17 protein-coding genes and 1 riboswitch are annotated in these 20,814 nt (G+C 71.5%); of the genes, 6 read left to right on the top strand and 11 right to left on the bottom strand.

Annotated features, from left to right (window positions below):
- Nucleotides 1–49: 49 nt before the first annotated feature.
- Nucleotides 50–1,219 carry a cysteine desulfurase family protein gene (locus tag ACZ38L_RS27900; protein WP_465698322.1) on the bottom strand — a complete coding sequence of 390 codons (1,170 nt, stop codon included), beginning with the start codon at nucleotides 1,217–1,219 and terminating at the stop codon, nucleotides 50–52.
- 145 nt (nucleotides 1,220–1,364) lie between these two features.
- Here ACZ38L_RS27900 and ACZ38L_RS27905 point away from each other — a divergent pair, with 145 nt between their 5' ends.
- A complete protein-coding gene (locus ACZ38L_RS27905; protein ID WP_465698324.1) occupies nucleotides 1,365–2,177 on the top strand; it encodes an IclR family transcriptional regulator in 813 nt (270 codons plus the stop codon).
- Here ACZ38L_RS27905 and ACZ38L_RS27910 read toward each other — a convergent pair.
- From ACZ38L_RS27910 to ACZ38L_RS27945, 8 genes are all read right to left on the bottom strand, one after another.
- Nucleotides 2,113–2,772 carry a trimeric intracellular cation channel family protein gene (locus ACZ38L_RS27910; RefSeq protein WP_396557453.1) on the bottom strand — a complete coding sequence of 220 codons (660 nt, stop codon included), beginning with the start codon at nucleotides 2,770–2,772 and terminating at the stop codon, nucleotides 2,113–2,115. The two genes, ACZ38L_RS27905 and ACZ38L_RS27910, sit on opposite strands and share 65 nt — an antisense overlap.
- Before the next feature lie 86 nt (nucleotides 2,773–2,858).
- Nucleotides 2,859–3,908 (bottom strand): ABC transporter ATP-binding protein, encoded by a 1,050-nt coding sequence (locus ACZ38L_RS27915; protein ID WP_465698326.1) that lies wholly within the window; start codon nucleotides 3,906–3,908, stop codon nucleotides 2,859–2,861.
- A 26-nt stretch (nucleotides 3,909–3,934) separates the two neighbouring features.
- On the bottom strand, nucleotides 3,935–4,987 hold the full coding sequence (locus ACZ38L_RS27920) for an ABC transporter ATP-binding protein (protein WP_465698328.1): 1,053 nt from the start codon (nucleotides 4,985–4,987) through the stop codon (nucleotides 3,935–3,937).
- Nucleotides 4,984–5,994, bottom strand: coding sequence for an ABC transporter permease (locus ACZ38L_RS27925; protein WP_465698330.1), 1,011 nt, complete (start codon nucleotides 5,992–5,994; stop codon nucleotides 4,984–4,986). The genes ACZ38L_RS27920 and ACZ38L_RS27925 overlap by 4 nt, the downstream gene beginning before the upstream one ends.
- A gap of 110 nt (nucleotides 5,995–6,104) precedes the next feature.
- Nucleotides 6,105–7,859, bottom strand: coding sequence for an ABC transporter substrate-binding protein (locus ACZ38L_RS27930; RefSeq protein WP_465698332.1), 1,755 nt, complete (start codon nucleotides 7,857–7,859; stop codon nucleotides 6,105–6,107).
- 61 nt (nucleotides 7,860–7,920) lie between these two features.
- On the bottom strand, nucleotides 7,921–8,913 hold the full coding sequence (locus ACZ38L_RS27935; protein WP_465698334.1) for an ABC transporter permease: 993 nt from the start codon (nucleotides 8,911–8,913) through the stop codon (nucleotides 7,921–7,923).
- Between the two features lie 331 nt (nucleotides 8,914–9,244).
- Complete coding sequence (locus ACZ38L_RS27940; RefSeq protein WP_465698336.1) at nucleotides 9,245–10,084, bottom strand: enhanced serine sensitivity protein SseB C-terminal domain-containing protein; 840 nt, start codon at nucleotides 10,082–10,084, stop codon at nucleotides 9,245–9,247.
- A gap of 184 nt (nucleotides 10,085–10,268) precedes the next feature.
- A complete protein-coding gene (locus ACZ38L_RS27945) occupies nucleotides 10,269–11,081 on the bottom strand; it encodes an enhanced serine sensitivity protein SseB C-terminal domain-containing protein (protein WP_465698338.1) in 813 nt (270 codons plus the stop codon).
- 174 nt (nucleotides 11,082–11,255) lie between these two features.
- Nucleotides 11,256–11,357: riboswitch (glycine riboswitch) on the top strand.
- Nucleotides 11,358–11,556: 199 nt separating this feature from the next.
- On the opposite strand from ACZ38L_RS27945, the gene gcvT reads away from it, so the two are divergent.
- The 4 genes from gcvT to ACZ38L_RS27965 all read left to right on the top strand — a co-directional run bounded on the left by gcvT (nucleotide 11,557) and on the right by ACZ38L_RS27965 (nucleotide 16,093).
- Complete coding sequence (gene gcvT, locus ACZ38L_RS27950; RefSeq protein WP_465698340.1) at nucleotides 11,557–12,678, top strand: glycine cleavage system aminomethyltransferase GcvT; 1,122 nt, start codon at nucleotides 11,557–11,559, stop codon at nucleotides 12,676–12,678.
- 98 nt (nucleotides 12,679–12,776) lie between these two features.
- Nucleotides 12,777–13,157, top strand: a complete 381-nt coding sequence (gcvH, locus tag ACZ38L_RS27955) for a glycine cleavage system protein GcvH (protein WP_465698342.1) — start codon at nucleotides 12,777–12,779, stop codon at nucleotides 13,155–13,157.
- 144 nt (nucleotides 13,158–13,301) lie between these two features.
- On the top strand, nucleotides 13,302–14,570 hold the full coding sequence (gene glyA, locus ACZ38L_RS27960) for a serine hydroxymethyltransferase (protein WP_465698344.1): 1,269 nt from the start codon (nucleotides 13,302–13,304) through the stop codon (nucleotides 14,568–14,570).
- 155 nt (nucleotides 14,571–14,725) lie between these two features.
- A complete protein-coding gene (locus ACZ38L_RS27965; RefSeq protein ID WP_465698346.1) occupies nucleotides 14,726–16,093 on the top strand; it encodes an L-serine ammonia-lyase in 1,368 nt (455 codons plus the stop codon).
- A 2,200-nt stretch (nucleotides 16,094–18,293) separates the two neighbouring features.
- On the opposite strand, the gene ACZ38L_RS27970 is transcribed toward ACZ38L_RS27965, so the two are convergent.
- Nucleotides 18,294–18,857, bottom strand: a complete 564-nt coding sequence (locus ACZ38L_RS27970; protein ID WP_465698356.1) for an ATP-binding protein — start codon at nucleotides 18,855–18,857, stop codon at nucleotides 18,294–18,296.
- Between the two features lie 83 nt (nucleotides 18,858–18,940).
- Nucleotides 18,941–20,131, bottom strand: a complete 1,191-nt coding sequence (locus ACZ38L_RS27975) for a L,D-transpeptidase (RefSeq protein WP_465698348.1) — start codon at nucleotides 20,129–20,131, stop codon at nucleotides 18,941–18,943.
- Nucleotides 20,132–20,350: 219 nt separating this feature from the next.
- Here ACZ38L_RS27975 and ACZ38L_RS27980 point away from each other — a divergent pair.
- Nucleotides 20,351–20,814, top strand: a 464-nt coding sequence (locus ACZ38L_RS27980; protein WP_465698350.1) for a hypothetical protein, incomplete at its 3' end; no start/stop codon positions are given.

The raw sequence follows: 20,814 nt of genomic DNA on the forward strand, positions 1-20,814 counted from the left end.
AGTGCGTCCAAGGGTACGGGCCGACGGATGATTCCCGGGAACGGGAGTCTCAGCGCTGGCCGGCGTTCCGGGCCCGCGCCACCACCGGCCCGATCGCCTCGGCCAGCGCGTCCACGTCCGCCTTGGTCGAGGTGTGCCCGAGCGAGAAGCGCAGCGAGGAGCGGGCCAGCCGCGGCTCGGCGCCGATCGCCAGCAGCACGTGGCTGGGCTGCGGGACCCCCGCCGAGCAGGCCGAGCCGGTCGAGCACTCGATCCCGGCCGCGTCCAGCAGCATCAGCAGCGCGTCGCCCTCGCAGCCGGGGAAGGAGAAGTGCGCGTTGTTGGGCAGCCGGCCGGCGGCGGACGGGTCGCCGTTGAGCACCGCGTCCGGGACGGCGACGCGGACCCGGGCGATCAGGTCGTCGCGCAGCGGTTCGAGGGCCGCCGCGTGCTCGGCCCGCCGGGCCACCGCGAGCTCGGCGGCCACCGCGAAGCCGGCCGCGGCCGGCACGTCCAACGTCCCGGAGCGCACGTCGCGCTCCTGGCCGCCGCCGTGCAGCAGCGGCACCGGCGCGGCCGTCCGGGCCAGCAGCAGCGCGCCGACCCCGTACGGGCCACCGATCTTGTGCCCGGTGACGGTCAGCGCGTCCAGCCCCGACTCGGCGAAGGAGACCGGCACCTGACCCAGCGCCTGCACCGCGTCGGCGTGCATCGGGATCCCGAACTCGCGTGCCACGGCCGAGAGTTCGATGATCGGCTGGATGGTGCCCAGCTCGTTGTTGGCCCACATCACGGTGATCAGCGCGACCGAGCCGGGGTCGGACTCGACGGCCGCGCGCAGCGCCTCGGGGTGCACCCGGCCGCAGCCGTCCACCGGGAGGTACTCGACCCGGGCGCCCTCGTGCTCGGCCAGCCAGTGCACCGCGTCCAGCACCGCGTGGTGCTCGACCGGGCTGCACAGCACCCGGGTACGGGCCGGATCGGCGTCCCGCCGGGCCCAGTACAGGCCCTTGACGGCGAGGTTGTCCGACTCGGTACCGCCGCCGGTGAAGACGATCTCGCTCGGCCGGGCGCCCAGCGCCTGCGCGAGCGACTCTCGGGACTCCTCGACCACCCGGCGGGCCCGCCGGCCGGCCGCGTGCAGGGAGGAGGCGTTGCCGGTGACACCCAGGTGCGCCGTCATCGCGGCGATCGCCTCGGGGAGCATCGGGGTGGTGGCCGCATGGTCGAAGTAAGGCATGGCTGGACAAGTGTAGGCGGACGCGACGCCACGCGGGGCAGCGGTCACGACCGGGACCGCTGCCGCGGTGCCGATTTACCCGTTGCACGGGATGCAACGCACGGTTAGCCTCCTGCCCCATGGAGGGGGCGGAAGGGTAGGGGGCATGTCGCAGACCGTCGACCGGGCACTGACCATCCTCGCCTCGCTGGGCGACGGTCCCGCCTCTCTGGAGCAGGCCGCCGGCACCATCGGGGTGCACAAGTCCACCGCGCTGCGGCTGCTGCGCACCCTGGAGGAGCACGGCTTCGTGCGGCGCCAGCCGGACCACCGCTACCGGCTCGGCGGCCGGCTGCTCTCCCTCGCCCAGCAGGCGCTGGACGGGATAGACGTGCGCCAGGTCGCCGCGCCCTACCTGGCCGCGCTCAACGAGCGGTACGGGCACACCGTGCACCTGGCGGTACTGGAGGGCGACCAGGTGCTCTGCCTGGACGAGGTGGAGAGCCGTCACCCGGCCGGCGCCGGCCCCCGGCCCGGCCCGGCCTCCGGGATCGGCCGGCACGCGCCGGCCGTCGCCACCGCCGCCGGCCGGGTGCTGCTGGCCGACCTGGCGGAGGATCAGCTGACGGCCGCGCTGGCCGACCAGGCGCTGCCGGCCGCGCACACCGAGGCCCTGCGCGCCGAACTGGCCGCGGTCCGCCGCCAGGGCTGGGCGATCCGGCAGACCGAGTACGCCGAGCACCCGGAGTCGGTGAACTGTCTGGCCGCCCCGATCCAGGGCAACGCCGGCCGGACCATCGCGGCCTGCGCGATCTCCGCGCCGGTCGCGGTGGCGCCGGTCGGCGAGCTGAGCCGGCTGCTGCCCGAGCTGCTCTGCACGGTGGAGGCGATCTCGCTGGCGTACGGCGGCTCGCCTACTCCTCGCTGGTGCGAGAACCGTTGCGGTGCCAGGCACGCGGTGCGCGCCAGCCATACCTGAGCGCCAGCATCCGCAGCACGAAGGCGGCCATCGCGGCCGCGCTCGCGGTGAACGTGGTGAGGTGGTGGGCGGCGATCAGCAGCGCCACCAGGGTCGCCCCGCAGAGCGCCGGGACGGCGTAGATCTCCCGGTCCCAGCGCAGCAGCGAGGGCGTCTCGTGCGCCAGCACGTCGCGGATCACGCCGCCGCCGGCCGCGGTGAGCATGCCCAGCGCGACCGAGGCGACCGAGCCCAGGCCGTAGTCGTGCGCCTTGGTCGTGCCGGTGACGCAGAACAGCCCGAGCCCGAGCGCGTCCAGGGTCTGCACCGCACGGTTGATCCGCTCGACCTCCGGGTGCAGGAAGAACACCACCAGCCCGGCCACCAGCGGGGTGACGAAGTACCCCGTGTTGGTGAAGGCGGCCGGCGGCACCGCACCGATCAGCAGGTCACGCAGCACCCCGCCGCCGAGCGCGGTGGCGAAGGCGAGCACGCAGATCCCGAAGATGTCCATGTTCTTGCGGACGGCGAGCAGGCCCCCGGACAGGGCGAAGACGAAGATGCCCGTCAGGTCGAGGGTCTCCTGCACATCGGGCGCGAAAATCTGCGAGGTCACCGGCTAAGTGTCCATGCTCGGCCCATTGTCGACCGAATTCGACCGAAACGGTACGGTGAGCCGCCTTCCCGGACGACCCAGGACACCTAGACCGCCGCGACCTCCTCGGCCGGGAGCTCCGGGAAGTGGCAGGCCGTCCGGTGGCCCGGGCGGAGCTCGGCCAGCGGGGGCTCGGTGGTGGCGCAGACGTCCTGGGCCTTCCAGCAGCGGGTGCGGAACCGGCAGCCGCTCGGCGGGTTGATCGGCGAGGGGACGTCGCCGGTGAGCAGGATCCGCTCCCGGCGCTCCTTGCGGCGCGGGTCCGGGACCGGGACGGCGGACATCAGCGCCACCGTGTAGGGGTGGGCCGGGCTCGCGTAGAGCGCGTCCCGGTCGGCGATCTCGACGATCTTGCCGAGGTACATCACCGCCACCCGGTCCGAGACGTGCCGCACCACCGACAGGTCGTGGGCGATGATCAGGTAGGTCAGCCCGAGCTCCCGTTGCAGGTCGTCGAGGAGGTTGACGACCTGCGCCTGGATCGAGACGTCCAGCGCGGAGACCGGCTCGTCGGCCACGATCATCTTCGGCCGCAGCGCCAGCGCCCGGGCGATCCCGATCCGCTGCCGCTGGCCGCCGGAGAACTCGTGCGGGTAGCGGTTGTAGTGCTCCGGGCTGAGCCCGCAGATCTCCAGCAGCTCCTGGACGGCCTTCTTCACCCCGCCCTCGGTCCGCACCTTCTGCAGCCGGAACGGCGCGCCGACGATGGTGCCGACGGTGTGCCGCGGGTTCAGCGAGGAGTACGGGTCCTGGAAGATCATCTGGATGTCGCGGCGCAGCGGTCGCATCGCGCCGACCCCCAGGTGGGTGATGTCGGTGCCCTCGAACTCGATGCTGCCGCCGGTGGGTTCGTCCAGTCGGGTGACCAGCCGGCCGGTGGTGGACTTGCCGCAGCCGGACTCCCCCACCACGCCCAGGGTCTCCCCGGGCATCACCTCGAAGGAGATCCCGTCCACCGCCCGCACCGCGCCGTGCTGCCGGCGCAGCAGACCCTTGGTGATCGGGAAGTGCCGTTCCAGGCCGCTCACCCGCAGCAGGGGTTCGCGCCGCCCGGCCGCCTCGGTGTCCACCGGGTCGGCGCTCCGCGTCTTCGTCATCTCGCCTTGCTCTCCTGATCCGTGGTTCACAGCCGGGGCGCGATCTCTTCGGTGAAGATCCGCTGTCGGTCGGCGGCGGGCAGGTGGCACGCGGCGTGGTGGCCGGGGCCGGTCTCGACCAGCAGTGGCAGTTCGCCGGCCGACCGGCCGCCGGTCAACTCGGCGTACGGGCAACGCGGGTGGAAGGCGCAGCCGCTGGGCACGTTGATCAGGCTGGGCGGCGTGCCACGGACCGGCACCAACCGCTCGGTCAGCGCCCGGTCGAGCCGCGGCATCGACCCCAACAGGCCCCAGGTGTAGGGGTGTTCCGGCGAGTCGAAGAGGGTCGCGGCCGGTCCCCGCTCGACGCACCGCCCCGCGTACATCACCAGGATGTCGTCCGCCAGCTCGGCCACCACGCCCAGGTCGTGGGTGATGATGATGACCGCCGAGCCGAACTCCTGCTGGAGGTCCCGGATCAGGTCCAGGATCTGGGCCTGCACCGTGACGTCCAGCGCGGTGGTCGGCTCGTCGGCGATCAGCAGTGAGGGGTCGTTGACCAGTGCCATCGCGATCATCGCGCGCTGGCGCATGCCGCCGGAGAACTGGTGTGGGTAGTCGTCCACCCGCCGGTCCGGCTGCGGGATGCCGACCCGGTCGAGCATCTCCACCGCCCGGGTCCGCGCCTCCTTCTTGGACGCCTCCGGGTGGTGCACCCGGTAGGCCTCCACGATCTGGCTGCCGATCGTGTAGTACGGGTGCATCGCGGTGAGCGGGTCCTGGAAGATCATCGCCATGGTGCGGCCGCGCAGCCGGCGCACCCGCTCGGGGTCGGCGGAGACCAGCTCCTCACCCTCCAGCCGGATCTCCCCGGAGATCCGGGCCCGCTTGCTGCGGTGCAGGCCCATGATGCCCAGCGAGGTGACGGACTTGCCCGAGCCGGACTCCCCCACGATGCCCAGGGTGCGGCCCCGGGCCAGGTCGAAGCTGACCCCGTCGACCGACTTCACCAGGCCGTCGTCGGTGTCGAAGTGGATCTTCAGGTCCCGGACGGAGAGAAAGGCGGACCCGGCGGGCCGGTCCTGCTCGGCGGTGGTCACGAGAGCCTCACCCGGGGGTCGACGGCGGCGTACAGGAGGTCAACCAGGAGGTTGCAGAGCACGATGAAGAAGGCGGCGATCAGGGTGACGCCGAGGATCTTCGGCAGGTCGTTGTCGTTGATCGCGGAGACCGCGTAGAAGCCCACTCCCTGCAGGGAGAAGACCTGTTCGGTGATGAGCGCGCCCCCGAGCAGCAGCCCGAGGTCCATCCCGAAGATGGTCAGGATCGGGGTGAGCGCGGAGCGCAGACCGTGCCGGACCACCACGTCCCGCTCGCGCAGGCCCTTGGCCCGGGCGGTGCGGATGTAGTCCTCGTTCATCGTCTCCAGCATCCCGGCCCTGGTGAGCCGGGCGTAGAGCGCGGAGTACAGGAACGCCAGCGAGACCCACGGCAGCACCAGGTTCTTGGCCCACATCAGCGGGTTGCTGGTGAAGTTGACGTAGTGCAGGTTGCCGAAGATCGGCCACTGGTAGCTGAACAGGGTCAGCAACAGGGCGCCGGTGAAGAAGATCGGCAGCGAGACGCCGGCCAGCGCGACGCCCATCGACAGCCGGTCGAAGAGCGAACGCGGCTTGAGCGCGGAGACCACGCCGGCCGCCACGCCGGAGAGCAGCCAGATCACCGAGGCGCCGAGGGCGAGCGAGAAGGTCACCGGGATCCGCGAGCGGATGTCCGGCCAGACCTCCACGTGGTTCTTGAACGAGTAGCCGAAGCACGGCACGTGGCAAGTGGCCGCGTCCGGGCCGTACTTGTACTTCGCCCCGGCCACCAGGCCCTTGAGGAAGCGGCCGTACTGGATGTACAGCGGCTGGTCGAAGCCCAGGTTCTTCTTGATCGCGGCGATCGCCGCCGGGCTGGGGTTCTTGCCGATGTACTGCGCGGCGAGCTGGTCGGTGGTCTCGCCCGCGATGCGTGGGAGCAGGAAGAAGATGACGAAGGTGACCGCACTGACGACCAGGAGCAGCACCAGGGCGGCGAACGTCCTGCGGATGATGTAGGCCAACACAGTTGTACGGCTCCGGTGCCCCGCCCCGGCCGGGGTGTCCGTGCTGGACACCCCGGGCCGGAGCGGACGCCGCTGCCTTCACCTGCCTTCAGGGATATGGAGCCAGGCTCTTACTTGGTGGTGCCGATGTTGAGGTAGTCGTACTCACCGTCGAAGGCCGAGCTGGAGACCAGGTTGGTGGCGCTGTCCGGGCGGTAGAGCAGGACCTTGGTGTCGAGCAGCGGCACGTAGGCCGCGTCCGCCATGGCCTGCTGGTCGATCGCCGCATAGTCCTTGTCGCGGGCCGCCTCGGTGGTCTGCACCGCCGAGTCGTCGATCAGCTTGTTGATCACCGGGTCGTTCAGCTGGGCGAGGTTGCTGTTGCCGGAGGACTTGATCGCCCGGCCGTCCACGATCTGCTGCAGGAAGCCGTAGCCGGTCGGCCAGTCGGCGGCCCACTGCATCATCATCATCCCGACGTTGTTGCTGTCGGTGAACTGCGGGACGCCCGCGTAGTCGGTGAAGTACTTGCCCTGCGGGTACTGCTGGATGTTCAGCTGGATGCCGACCTGCTTGAGCGCGGCCTGGATCGAGGTCGCGGCCGCCACCTCGGTGTCGCGTTCGGTGCGCGCGGTGATCGTGGTGCTGAAGCCGTTCGGGTGGCCGCAGGCCGCCAACTCCTGCTTCGCCTTGGCGATGTCACCGTGGTCGCCGGAGGACGGGTAGAGGTTGAAGTCCTGGTGACCGGCGACGTCCGACGGCAGCAGGGTGTCGGCGATGCTGCCGCGGATCGGGCCGCCCTCGGCGGTCTGCACCGAGACCTTGTCGATCGCGTACTCGACGGCCTTGCGGCAGTCCACGTTGTCCAGCGGGGCGACCTTGGTGTTCAGCGCCAGGTAGGTGAGGCGGCCACCGAAGGCGTTGTCGGTCTTCGCCTTGAGCGAGTTGTCCAGCAGGATCTTGGCCTGGGTCTGCGGGTCGACGCCGCCGCCCACCAGGTCCACCTGGGCGTTGCCGGCCATCAGGTCCTGGTCGATGGTCTGCTGCTCGATGTTCATCTTGAGGACGATCTTGTCCGCGAGCTGCTTGCGGATCGGGTCGGTCGACGGGTCCCAGTTGGGGTTCGGGACCAGCGTCGCCTCCTTGCCGTCCTGGTACGAGGAGAACATGTAACTCCCCGTGGACATCGGGTGGTTGACATAGCTGGCCCCGGTGTCCTTGTCCTGCGGGACCGGCACCGTCTGCGGGGCGCTGACCAGGTAGTCGAAGTCGGCGAACGGGTGTTGGAGGTGGAAGACGATGGTGGTGTCGTCCGGCGTCTGGATCGAGTCGAGCCCGCCGTGCGGGTCCTTGTAGGGGCCCTGGTACGGCGTCGGGTTGTCGACCAGCAGTTCCTGGAAGTACGTCGGGCCGTTGGAGAGCACGTCCGGCGCGTAGTTGCTGCGCTCGATCGCGTACTTGACGTCCTTGGAGCTGACCGGGGTGCCGTCCTCGTACTTGAGGCCCGGACGCAGGTGGTAGGTCCAGGTCAGGCCGTTGTCGCTGACCTGGCCGAGCCCGGAGGCCAGGTCCGGGACCAGCTTCTCGCCCTGCTTGCCGGGCCCGGGGGCGAAGGTGGTGAGCGGACGGCCGTACAGCCGGGCGAAGTTCCAGATGTAGGCGTAGTAGGTGTTGCCCGGGTCGAGCGAGTCCGGGGTGCCCTTCATCTCGTAGGTGACGGTGCCGCCCTTGTGGTCGGAGGCGTTCACCACCCCGGTGGTGGCGGCGTTCTGGCCGGCGACCGTGCCGGTCGCGCCACCGCCGTTGGACGAGCTGGAACAACCGCTCACCACCAGGACGGTGGTGGCGGCCACCGCGGCCAGGGCGAGGGTACGAGACCTGCGCATTGCTGGATCAACCCCTTGGGAGAGTGGCGGGAAGTGGCGTGCTCTTGAGGTGAGTTGAGGGTCAGTTGCCACGTGGGTCGAGGGCGTCACGCAGCCCGTCGCCCAGCAGGTTGAAGGCGAGCACCGTGACGAAGATCGCCAAACCGGGGACCAGCAGGTACTCGGGGTCCACCTGGTAGTACTTGATCGCGTCGTTGAGCATCCCGCCCCAGGAGGACTGCGGCGGCTGGATGCCCACGCCGAGGAAGCTCAGACCGGCCTCGAAGAGGATGTTGGTCGGGATCAGCAGGGTCGAGTAGACCAGGATCGGCCCGGTCAGGTTCGGCAGCAGTTCCTTGAAGAGGATGAACGGGCCGCGGGCACCCAGGCTGCGGGCCGCGTCGACGAACTCCCGCTCGCGCAGCGAGAGCGTCTGCCCTCGCACGATCCGGCCCATGTAGGGCCAGTTGAAGAAGCCGATCACGAAGATCAGCACGCTGATGTGCAGCGGCAGGCCGTGCATCCCGAACGCACCACCCTGCAGCGAGGCGGAGATCGAGATCGCGAAGAGCAGCAGCGGGAACGCCAGGAAGACGTCCATCACCCGGCTGATCGCGGCGTCCACCCAGCCGCCGTAGTAGCCGGCCACCACGCCGAGCACGGTTCCGATGGTGTTGGAGAGGACGGTGGCGCCGAACGCCACCAGCAGCGACACCCAGGAGCCGTCGATCACCCGGGCCAGCAGGTCGCGCCCCTGCAACGGGTCGATGCCCAGCGGGTGACTGAGGCTGATGCCGCCGAACGCACCGCTCGGCAGACCGCCCAAGTCGGCGTCCAGCAGGTCCTGGTGGAGGTTGTCGGGACTGAGCCCGAAGACCGACTCGATCGGCTTGGCCAGCACGGCGACCAGGACCAGCAGGATCACCACGACGCCGCCGGCCACCGCGACCCGGTCGCGCTTGAACCGGGTCCAGGCGATCCGGCCGAGCGAGCGGCCCTCGATCTGTCGGGGTGCGGCGGGCAGCTCAACCGGGCCGCCCGGTACGGGTTCTGTGCTCTCGGTGGTGCTGGGCATGGGCAGTTCGGTCCCCTCGCCAACGGTGGTCGGACCATGGCGAACCCCGGCGCGCCCACTGCTGTCAGGCCCCGGTCAGAGCCTGCGAGGGTGCGCCGCCCGGGTTGCTCGGCTGGTGCGGTGCGCAGAACTCTTCACGCTGGCAACAGGCTTGCGCCAGACCTCCCGATCGAAGGATGCCCAACTGTGATCTACGGGCGTTCAAGATCGGTAAACCTGCACGACACCTTGAAACTCGCCGCCGACGCGCCAGATACCGGACGCCCGGGTCAACTGATCGGACACCGAGTCCAGTTGATCAATCGTCAGAAAGTCTGCGGAGCAGGGTGGTTCAGCCGCGCGGACGCCCGGTCCAGGGCTGCTGCAGCCAACCGGGCGCCGAGGCCTGGACCGGGGCCTGCGCCGGCCCGGGATAGCCGTACGCCCCCGGAGCGCCCGGGGTGGCCGGGTACGGCGGCACCGGGTACGGCGCGGGGGTCGCCTCGCGGTGGTAGAACGGCCGCAGGTGCGCGCGCATCCACAGCGCCACCGGGTCGTACTCGTCGCTCATCGCGACGGTGGAGACCGCCAGCCCCTCCGGCGCCTGCGCGATGGCCCGCCGCATCAACGCCCGGACCGCCTCCACCGCCGGCGGCGAGGTGTCATAGAGGTCCAGCCCGATCGCCAGGTACGGCTCGTCCACCGCCGGTTGCACCCAGGCCCGCCAGAGCGCCCTCACCGGCCGCACCGAGGGCACCTGCTGTTCGAGTACGGCGTAGAACCGCTCGGCCCGCACCTGCGGTTCGGTCAGCCGCAGCGGCCCGGCCGGCAGCCGGTGCAGCCCGGCCGCCACCCGGCGCAGGTCCGCCCAGGGCACCCCGACCCCGCCCCCCGGCGCGTGCGGGTTCAGCCAGAGCCCCCAGCGGGTGCGGTAGAGGGTGTCGGCGATCTCCCGGCCGGAGATCACCTCGTGCGCCCGCGACCAGCCGCTGGCGACCAGCTGTTCCGGCGAGGTGGCGGCGGGGGCGTAGCCGTGCCCGCCGATGTCCATGTTCCCGTACTGCGCGTCCGGGCTGCCCGGCCGGCCCTGCCAGAGCAGCATCCACACCTGGCCCTCGGCCAGTGCCTGGAGCAGCCGCTCGTAGGCGTCGTAGCGCTCCGGGGCGACCTCGCGCAACGCACGCTCCAGCACGCCCGGGTCCGCGCCGGGGGCCGGGCCCCACGGCCCCGGTCCACCACCTGCCGCTCCCGTAGTCACGCCGAGCCCTCCGTCGTCGTACCGCCGCCGAGATATCGGCAGCACCCTACGGGGCCCACCCGAGCGCCGTCATGCCGACGTGCCCGCGACCCGCCCCGAGCCGCCGCCCACCGGGCGCTCAGAGCCGCGCGTAGAACGGCTCGACCCGGTGCAGCAACCAGTCCACCACCGGGTCCGCCGCCAGGTCCAGCAGCACGATGTGCAGCCCCCAGGGCAGCGGCGCGGCACCCAGCGCGCGACCCAGCGCGGCGTTGGCCTCGGCCGGGTCGGCCGGCGCGGCCGGGTCCAGCTGGACGCCCACGAACAGCACCGGCGGCTCGCCCTCCACCGAGGCCAGCGCCCGGCGGGCGGTCAACACCCCGGGCAGCCGGGACAGTTCGGCACAGGCGGCGGTGAGGAAGGCGACCGGCTCCTCGGCCGGCTCCAGCGCGCGGAGCACGACCCGGGCGCCCGGCGGCACGTTCGGGCCCCCGTCGGCCGTCCAACGGTCCTGCCGCGGGCCGCGGCGCAGCTCCGCCACGCCCTCCGGCGGCACCGGGATCCCCACCGGCGCCTCGGGGTTGACCGCGATGCCCAGGCCCAGCGGCAGCCCGCGGGCGAACTCCCAGGCCGGGGCGACCGCGCAGGACAGCCCGGGGGCGTGCTGCAGGAACTGCTCCTCGGAGGAGAAGACCGGCACGTAGGGCGCGCCCGCCAGCTCGATGGTCGGCAGGTCCAGCGCCTGCCCCCGCGGGTCGGCGCCGGCCGGCAGCGGGATCCAGAGCTGACTGCGAGCCAGCACCTCGACCACCCGCGGGGTCGCGCCGGGATCGCCCAGGGCCGCGGTGAGCACCTGCTCCAGCTCGTTGGCCGGCCAGCCGCCGCCGGCCGGTGCCATGCCGGGCTCGGCCCAGCCCTGTCCCACCGCCGTGCCGTACCCCGGAGTCTCCATCCGCCCCTGCTCCACCCGTCTCGCGCTCGCTCGGGCCCAAAGCCTATCGAGCGCCGCCGTCCCGGGTGACCAGCCAAGGACGAACGAAGGCCCCCCTCCCGTCCGGCCCCCGGGCATGCCATGATGACCCCGTCCGCACCATGCGGGCCTCGCTGAAACTTCATACTGGCCGCTCGAACCCGCGCGGGAGAGCCCGGAGTGCCCCAGCGGCACAGCCGGCGCCGAAGGAGCAAGTCCTCCCCGGAATCTCTCAGGCACCCCTACCGCACGGGCGAGGCAGATCTGGAAAGTGGACACGGCCGTGCCGTGCGCCCACCCACGGTGCAAGCCACGCCATCCTGGTCCCCGGACAGGCTGCGTGGTGAAGCTCTCAGGTTTGACGACAGATGGGGAGATCGCGCCCCCGCATGTCCACGCGCCGGCCCCAGGCCGTGCGCTGTCCCTGAGTGCCCACCGCACAAGGAGCCCAGTAGCCGTGTCGTCCCCCCGCAAGACCGCGCTCGACGCCCTGCACCGCGCCCTCGGCGCCACCATGACCGACTTCGCCGGCTGGGACATGCCGCTGCGCTACGGCAGCGAGCGCGAGGAGCACCTCGCCGTCCGCACCAGGGCCGGCCTGTTCGACCTCTCCCACATGGGCGAGATCACCGTCAGCGGCCCGCAGGCCGGCGAGCTGCTGGACCACGCGCTGGTCGGCTTCATCTCCGCGCTCGGCGTGCTGCGCGCCCGCTACACCATGATCTGCCGCGAGGACGGCGGCATCCTGGACGACCTGATCGTCTACCGCACCGCCGAGGACGAGTACCTGGTGGTCGCCAACGCCTCCAACGCCCAGGTGGTGCTGGAGGCGCTGACCGAGCGCGCGGCCGGTTTCGACGCCGTGGTGCGCGACGACCGGGACGCCTACGCGCTGCTCGCCGTGCAGGGCCCGGAGGCGAACGGCATCCTGGCCTCGCTCACCGACGCCGACCTGCCCGGCCTGAAGTACTACGCCCTGCTGCCCACCACGGTGGCCGGCCGGCAGGTCTGGCTCGCCCGCACCGGCTACACCGGTGAGGACGGTTTCGAGGTCTTCTGCGCCCCCGCCGACGCCGAACACCTCTGGCAGGCGCTGACCGAGGCCGGCCAGGACGCGGGGCTGGTCCCGTGCGGCCTCTCCTGCCGCGACACGCTGCGCCTGGAGGCGGGCATGCCGCTCTACGGGCACGAGCTGGACACCTCGCTGACCCCGTTCGACGCGGGCCTGGGCCGGGTGGTGCGCTTCGACAAGACCACCAACGGCGGCGAGTTCGTCGGCCGCGAGGCGCTGGAGGCCGCCGCCGCCCAGGCCGAGGCCAAGGCGCCGCGCAAGCTGGTCGGCCTGGTCTCCGAGGGCAAGCGCGTCCCGCGCGCCGAGTACGCCGTGGTCACCACCGACGGCACCCCGATCGGGCGGATCACCTCCGGCGCACCGTCGCCGACCCTCGGCAAGCCGATCGCGATCGCCTACCTGGACGCCGCGCACGCCGAGCCCGGCACGTCCGTCGCGGTGGACGTCCGCGGCCGGCAGGAGCCGGTCGAGGTGGTCGCGCTGCCGTTCTACAAGCGCGCCCGCTGAGCGCACCCGCCGCCTGCCCGGCCCAGCCCCGATCCCCGCGCGGTCCGCTCGGTGGACCGTTGCGACCTGCCCGCTTCCGATCCTGGAGAATGAACCCCATGAGCAACCCGCAGCACCTGCAGTACAGCAAGGACCACGAGTGGCTGACGGCCGCCTCCGAGGACGGCGTGTCCACGGTGGGCATCACCCAGCACGCCGCCGACGCGCTCGGTGACATCGTCTACGTCCAGCTGCCCGAGGTCGGCGACACCGTGACCGCGGGTGAGCCCTGCGGCGAGCTGGAGTCCACCAAGTCGGTCAGCGACCTGGTCGCCCCGGCCACCGGCGAGGTCACCGAGACCAACCAGGACGTCGTGGACGACCCGGCCCTGGTCAACTCGGCCGCCTTCGAGGGTGGCTGGCTGTTCCGGGTCAAGGTCACCGAGACCCCCGGCGACCTGCTGAGCGCCGACGAGTACAGCGAGTTCACCCAGGCCTGATCGCCTTCCCGGGGCGGTCGCAGCGCGGCGGCCGCCCCACCGGTCAGTGCCCCACCAGCCCACCCGTCGCCCGCCGCCCGTCGCCCGCCGCCACCCTCCGACGACGAGCCCGCGCGCGACTGCCCTTGATGGGAAGACGCCACCATGACGGTTCTCAACCAGTCCCTGCACGCACTCGACCCCGAGATCGCCGCCGCGGTCGACGCCGAGCTGCACCGCCAGCAGTCCACCCTGGAAATGATCGCCTCCGAGAACTTCGCCCCGGTGGCGGTCATGGAGGCCCAGGGCTCGGTGCTGACCAACAAGTACGCCGAGGGCTACCCCGGCCGCCGCTACTACGGCGGCTGCGAGCACGTCGACGTGGTCGAACAGATCGCCATCGACCGGATCAAGGAACTGTTCGGCGCCGAGGCCGCCAACGTCCAGCCGCACTCCGGTGCGCAGGCCAACGCCGCCGCGATGTTCGCGCTGATCCAGCCGGGCGACACCATCCTGGGCCTGAACCTGGCCCACGGCGGTCACCTGACCCACGGCATGAAGATCAACTTCTCCGGTAAGCTCTACAACGTGGTCGCCTACCACGTCGACGAGAAGACCAACCTGGTCGACATGGACGAGGTCGCCCGCCTCGCCAAGGAGCACCAGCCCAAGCTGATCATCGCCGGCTGGTCCGCCTACCCGCGCCAGCTGGACTTCGCCGCCTTCCGCGCGATCGCGGACGAGGTCGGCGCCTACCTGATGGTCGACATGGCCCACTTCGCCGGCCTGGTCGCGGCGGGCCTGCACCCGTCCCCGGTGCCGTACGCCGACGTGGTCACCACCACCACCCACAAGACCCTGGGCGGCCCGCGCGGCGGCGTGATCCTCTCCAAGGCCGAACTGGCCAAGAAGATCAACTCCGCGGTCTTCCCGGGCCAGCAGGGCGGCCCGCTGGAGCACGTGATCGCCGCCAAGGCCGTGGCCTTCAAGGTCGCCGCCTCGCCGGAGTTCAAGGAGCGCCAGGAGCGCACCCTGGAGGGCGCCAAGCTGCTGGCCGCCCGCCTGCTCCAGGACGACACCACCGCGGCCGGCATCTCGGTGCTGTCCGGCGGCACCGACGTCCACCTGGTCCTGGTCGACCTGCGCAACAGCGAGCTGGACGGCCAGCAGGCCGAGGACCGGCTGCACGAGGTCGGCATCACGGTCAACCGCAACGCCGTCCCGAACGACCCGCGCCCGCCGATGGTCACCTCCGGTCTGCGGATCGGCACCCCGGCGCTGGCCACCCGCGGCTTCCAGGCCGAGGACTTCCGCGAGGTCGCCGACGTGATCGCCGAAGCGCTCAAGCCGGGCTTCGACGAGGCCAAGGCCACCGCGCTGAAGGCCCGGGTCACCGCCCTGGCCACGAAGTACCCGCTCTACCCGGAGCTGTAGTCCGGGGGCTGTAACCGGCGTCACCACCGCCGACCAGGCCCTCACGTCGGGGCACCGCGCACACTGGACTGTGAGCCGGTGCCCCGACCCATGCACCCGCCCACCTCGTAACTCCCGTCCACGAGACTCCACGAGCAGACAAGGACGTCACTTCCGTGGCCATCAGCGTCTTCGACCTCTTCTCCATCGGCATCGGCCCCTCCAGCTCGCACACCGTGGGCCCGATGCGCGCCGCCCGGATGTTCGCCCGCCGGCTGCGCTCCGAGGACCTGCTGGACCGGGTGACCACCGTGCAGGCCGAGCTGTTCGGCTCGCTGGGCGCCACCGGCCACGGGCACGGCACCCCGAAGGCCGTACTGCTCGGCCTGGAGGGCAACTCGCCGCGCACCGTGGACGTCGCCAAGGCCGACCTCGACGTCGAGCGGATCAGGGAGGCCAAGCGGCTCAACCTGCTCGGCACCCACCCGATCGACTTCGACCCCGACCTCCAGCTGGTGCTGCACCGCCGCCGCTCGCTGCCCTACCACGCCAACGGCATGACCCTGGCGGCCCGCGACGCGGCCGGCGGGCTGGTCCTGGAGAAGACCTACTACTCGGTCGGCGGCGGCTTCGTGGTGGACGAGGACGCCATCGGCGCCGACCGGGTGGTCCCGGACGACACCCAGCTGCGCTACCCGTTCCGCACCGGCGAGGAGCTGCTGCGGCTCACCCGGGAGACCGGGCTGTCGATCTCCGGCCTGATGCTGGAGAACGAGAAGGCCTGGCGCACCGAGGAGGAGATCCGGGCCGGGCTGCTGGAGATCTGGGGCGTGATGAAGGAGTGCGTCAGCGCCGGGATGACCCGCGAGGGCATCCTGCCGGGCGGCCTCAAGGTTCGCCGCCGGGCCGCCGCCGGCGCCCGCGCGCTGCGCGCCGAGGGCATCGGCCCGGCCAACGCGATGGAGTGGGTGACCCTCTACGCGATGGCCGTCAACGAGGAGAACGCCTCCGGCCAGCGCGTCGTCACCGCCCCCACCAACGGCGCGGCCGGCATCATCCCGGCCGTCCTGCACTACTTCCAGAACTTCATCCCGGGCGCCGACGAGGACGGCATCGTCCGCTTCCTGCTGGCGGCCGGCGCGATCGGCATGCTCTTCAAGGAGAACGCCTCGATCTCCGGCGCCGAGGTCGGCTGCCAGGGCGAGGTCGGCTCGGCCTGCTCGATGGCGGCCGGCGGCCTGGCCGAGGTCCTCGGCGGCACCCCCGAGCAGGTCGAGAACGCCGCCGAGATCGGCATCGAGCACAACCTCGGCCTCACCTGCGACCCGGTCGGCGGCCTGGTCCAGATCCCCTGCATCGAGCGCAACGGCATGGCCTCGGTCAAGGCCGTCACCGCCGCCCGGATGGCCCTGCGCGGCGACGGCCGGCACCACGTCTCGCTGGACAAGGCGATCAAGACGATGAAGGAGACCGGCGCCGACATGAAGGTCAAGTACAAGGAGACCTCGCGCGGCGGCCTCGCGGTCAACGTCATCGAGTGCTAGCGGAACCGCGGGGAATTCTCCCGAGAGGACCGATCCGCCCCGGGCCGGCGACCGCGTAAGACGGCCGGACCGGGGCGCGGTTTTCGCCGTTTGCCTTGCCGTGAATCGGCCTGATATCGCCTCTGCTGACGGGCCGTCAGCCGGTCGGCGGACCCCGGCGCGCTTTTGCGAATATCCGGCGCGGATTTCGTGCGAGCCGTGTCGGACGGCCCGTGCGCCGGTCCCGTTCGGGGAGACCGGCGAGGTTTCGGTGAAGCACGGGGGAGATGACGTGTCGACGTGGAACAGTGACGCGCAGCGGCCGGCCGCGCCGTGATCGATCCGGACGATTCCGCAGTTCGTCGGTGATCTGGACCAGTTGGAGCAGGACGCCGCGTCGCTGAAGACGGATGCCGGGAGCATCCGCACCACCGGTTCCGGGATCCATACCACCTTCCAGGGCCTGTCGGCCTTCTACCACGCCCCCGAGGCGGAGCAGCTGTTCGCGACCACCAAGCCGGTGGCGACCCAGGCGGACGACTTCGCGGGGGACGTGGAGAAGGTCGCCGCCGCGCTGTCCACGTACGCGCACGACGTGCGGCCGATCGCGGCCAGGCTCAAGTCGCTGCACGACCAGGCGACCACCTTCGTCAACAGCGTGAAGAACGACCACGACTGGACGTACGACGGCGACAAGGTCGACCGGAACAACGACCTGATGAAGCAGGTCGACGCCGCCGTCGCCGCGTTCCGGGCGGCCGAACGGGCCTGTGCCAACGCGATCGACGCGGTCTTCGGGGGCACCCGGTACGTCGGCAACGACGGCTCCGACAAGGCCGACATGTACGGCTACACCAGCCAGCAGCTGGACGGTGCCAAGGTCCCGTGGGGCAGCACCGAGGAGCAGTCCCACCACATCTGGGACGTCGGCTACTGGGTGAAGAGCTTCGTGTGGGACGGCCTGATCGTCGACGGCGTCTGGGGCACCATCAAGGGCCTGGGCACCCTGGTCGGCTTCGGCGGTCTCAAGAACTTCGAGCAGGCCTGGAAGGGCATCGGCGAACTCGCCCTCGGCCTGACCATCGTGAACTTCGACCCGGCCTTCCTGGCCACCCCCGACTCCGCGCTGCCCGGCTGGCTGCGCGACGCCAAGAACGCGCCCATCGCGTTCGCCAAGAGCATGGTCGCCTGGGACGAATGGAAACAGAACCCGGGCACGGCGGCGGGTGCGGTCACCTTCAACGTCCTCACCTGCCTGGTCGCGCCACTCAAGGTCGGCAAGCTCGGGGAGATCGGCGAGGCCGGCGAAGCCGCCAGCAAGGCCGGCATGGCCGGGAAAACCCTCAACGTGCTGGGCGGGATCGGCGAGACCATCGACCCGATGACCTACGTCGGCAAAATGCTCTCCCCCGCCCTCGGCAAACTCCCCAGCATCTCCCAACTCACCGCCGCCCTCAACCACCTCACCGGCCCCGACGTCAAAGGCCTCGACGACCTCACCAACCTGCACGGCACCGAACTACCCGACGGCTCGCTCAAACTGCCCGACGGCTCGGTCCTGCACCCCAACGGCGAACTCCACCTACCCGACGGCCAGACCAAGCTGCTCCCCCCAGGAACTCGCCTCCGTCCACCCCGGCGACCACCTGCCGACGGGCGCCGGACACACCGGCGGGCACCCCGGCGACGCCGTCCCCACGGGTCACCACGGCGCCCCGACCACCGGCCACGACCCGGTCACGGGCGGCCACGACCACCCGGGGGCCGGCCCCACGGGCCACCCGGGCGACCCGGGCGACCCGGCACATTCGGGCGACCCCGCCCCCACCGGCCACCCCGGTGGCCCGACCGGCGACCACGGCCCCGCCCCGCTGGGCCACCACCAGCTGGGCGTCCTCGGCTACCTCTGGGCGAACGACGCCGACGACGCCGCCGGCTTCGTCCCCCGCGAGGCCGGCGGCGACGACGCCTACAACGCCTGGGGTGCCTGGGACGACGAACTGCGCCGGCGGAAGGAGCGGGACCTGCCGCCCTCCCGGGCGCTGGCCGAGCTGGCGGAGATCCCCGGCGGCGCCCGCTGGGGGCGGGTCGTCCCGGGCGCACCGACGCAGGCCCCGAGCCTCCAGGCGCTCCGCGAGCTCGCCGCCCACGCCTGACGCGGACCGTCCCGCCGCAGGCCGAGCCCGGCCCGCCCGGGTTCGGCCCGGCGCCCGGTCGGGCCTCAGGACCGCTCGCGGATCTTGAGCTCGAACCAGACGCCCTTGCCGCGGGGGAGCAGGTCGGCGCCCCAGCGGTCGGCCAGGGTGTCCACCAGGAGGAGTCCGTGGCCGCAGACCGCGCCCGAGGAGCCGGGAGCGGCGACGATCAGGCAGGGCAGCGCGCGGGAGGAGTCGCGCACCTCGACCCGCAGCCAGCCCGGGCGGCGGGAGAGCTTGAGACCGATGGTCCGGCCGCCGGTGTGCCGAACGGCGTTGGCGACCAGCTCGGCGGTGAGTAACTCGCCCACCTCCAGCAGCGGGTGCAGCCCCCACTCCTGGAGCACCGAGAGCACCAAACGGCGCGCGACCGGCGCGGAGGAGCGCCGGGACGGTAGCCGGGCCTCCTCCTGCGACGCGGGGTCGATCAGCCGGGGCCGCACCTCCCGCTCCAGCTCCCGCGTGGAGAGCCGTTCCAGGGCCGCCAGCGCGGACCGCCCGGCGCCCCCCGAGGGAACGTCAGCAGCCGTGCCGGGGCCGAGATGTGATGACCGATCCGCTTCGCCCCATCCCGCCATGCGACCCATCATCGCGCTTGGCGAGCGGCCATGTACGGACAATGACCAAACGATCACTATTCAATTGGCATATGACAGCCGCGCGCGGTCTCCCCCTACCAGGCGCTCCAGGGCATGTTCCAACCGCTCAGACCGTTGTCCGGTGCCACCTGGCCGCCCTTGGAGTTGATGACCTTCACGACGTCTCCCACCAAGGCGTTGTCGTAGAACTTGCCCGCCGGGGAGCCGTCACTGCCGTTGCCCGCGGTGTCCTCCAGGCCGACGCAGCCGTGGCTGACGTTCTGCGAGCCGAAGGTGGAGTGCGCGGACCAGTTGTTGCCGTGCACGTAGGTGCCCGAATCGGTCAGCCGCAGGGCGTGCGGCACCATCAGGTCGTACTCGCCCGCCTTGAGGCCCGGCACGGTGGCGGAGCTCATCCGGGTGGTGCCCTCCTTGGCCTCGATCACCATGGTGCCGTTGTAGGTGGGGTGCGCGGCCGAGCCGGAGCTGATCGGGATGGTCTGGGTCGGCTGCCCGTCCCGCACCACCGTCATGGTGTGTCCGGCATCGTCAACCGTGCTGACGGAAGAGCGCCCGATAGTGAAGGACTCGTCCCGGTCCGAACCCCCGTAGACGCCCGGGGAGACCTCGACGCTCTTCAGCCGGAAGTGGATGGCCACCTTGGTGCCGGGCTTCCAGAACTCCTGCGGCCGCAGGTCGAGCCGCTGGTTTCCCATCCAGTGGCCCTTGACCTGGGTGCCGTCCGAGGTCTCGAAGGTGATCGCCTTCTCGACCGCCTCCTTGTTCTGCACCGCCTGGCCGAAGTTGACCGAGACGATCATGCCGACGCCGTAGGTCGAGCCGGTGACCACGTTGTCCTGGCTGCGCGAGGTCCTGGCCGGGGTCAGCGTGTTGAAGGTGCTGGTCGCCGTGGTGGCGATCCCCTTGACGTCGGTCGCCTGGGCGTTCACCTGGTACTGCGAGTCCACCGCGAGGCCGGCGGACGGGGTCCAGCTCTGGCCGTCGGCGGCGAGGGTGCCGGCCACCGGGGCACCGCTCCCGTCGGTCACCGTGACCTGGGTCAGCTTGCCGCTGGCGACCGAGACCTTGAGCGGGGCGTTCGGCGCGACGTCCCGGGAACCGTTCTTGGGCTCGATGTCGACCACCGCGGCCGAGGTCTTCGCCGCCGCCGCCGCGTCGCCGCCGGTCCGCCCGCTCCTCGCCGTGCCACCGCCACCGTTGCACGCGGTGGTCAGCAGCAGCGTGCCGCCCAGTGCCAGCACCGCTCCGATGCGTATCGAGCGCATGTGTCCTTCTCCCCAGCTCGGTTCCGACTTCTTACACGCACGAACCGGACGAACAGTTCCCACCGGAACGACACAACGACGACACCGGACGCACCTCAGACCCGAATCCGCAGGTAGTCCGGCGAGCGGTGGGCTGATACGGCGACAGGTGCCCGTGCTGGTTTGAGATGATCGAGGTTCTCTACGCCTGATCGCTCTACCCACAAGGACACCCGTCGAGTGAAAAAGATATCGCGTCGTCGTACCGCCTCGCGCACCCCCGGTCGGCGCTGGACCCGGTTGCGGGCTCGGCTGGGTGTGCCGGACGGGTCGCTGACCGAGAACGGTGGTCTGGTGCTGGTGGCCGGGCTGGACCGGGCGCTGGGTGTCACCGCGGCGCTGGACGTGGGAATCGGACCGGTCAAGACACGTGAGCGGGGCCTGACGGGCGGGGAGTTCACGCTGGCGATGGCGGCGGTGCAGCTGACCGGCGAGGACCACCTGGTCGGCTTCGACCGCCTGCGGGCCGATGCGGTCGGCGAGGCGCTGCTGCCCGCGCCCGTTCCGCCGTCCACGACGGCCGCCACGCTCGCCGCCCGGTTCGACCAGGCCCGGCGCGAGGGCATCGAGACCGCCTGCGCGCAGGTCACCGCCCGTGCGCTTTCCGCGCTTGCGGTCGGCGAGCGGGCCCGGATCCTGACCGG

It is taken from the genome of Kitasatospora sp. NPDC024654 (assembly GCF_055559155.1).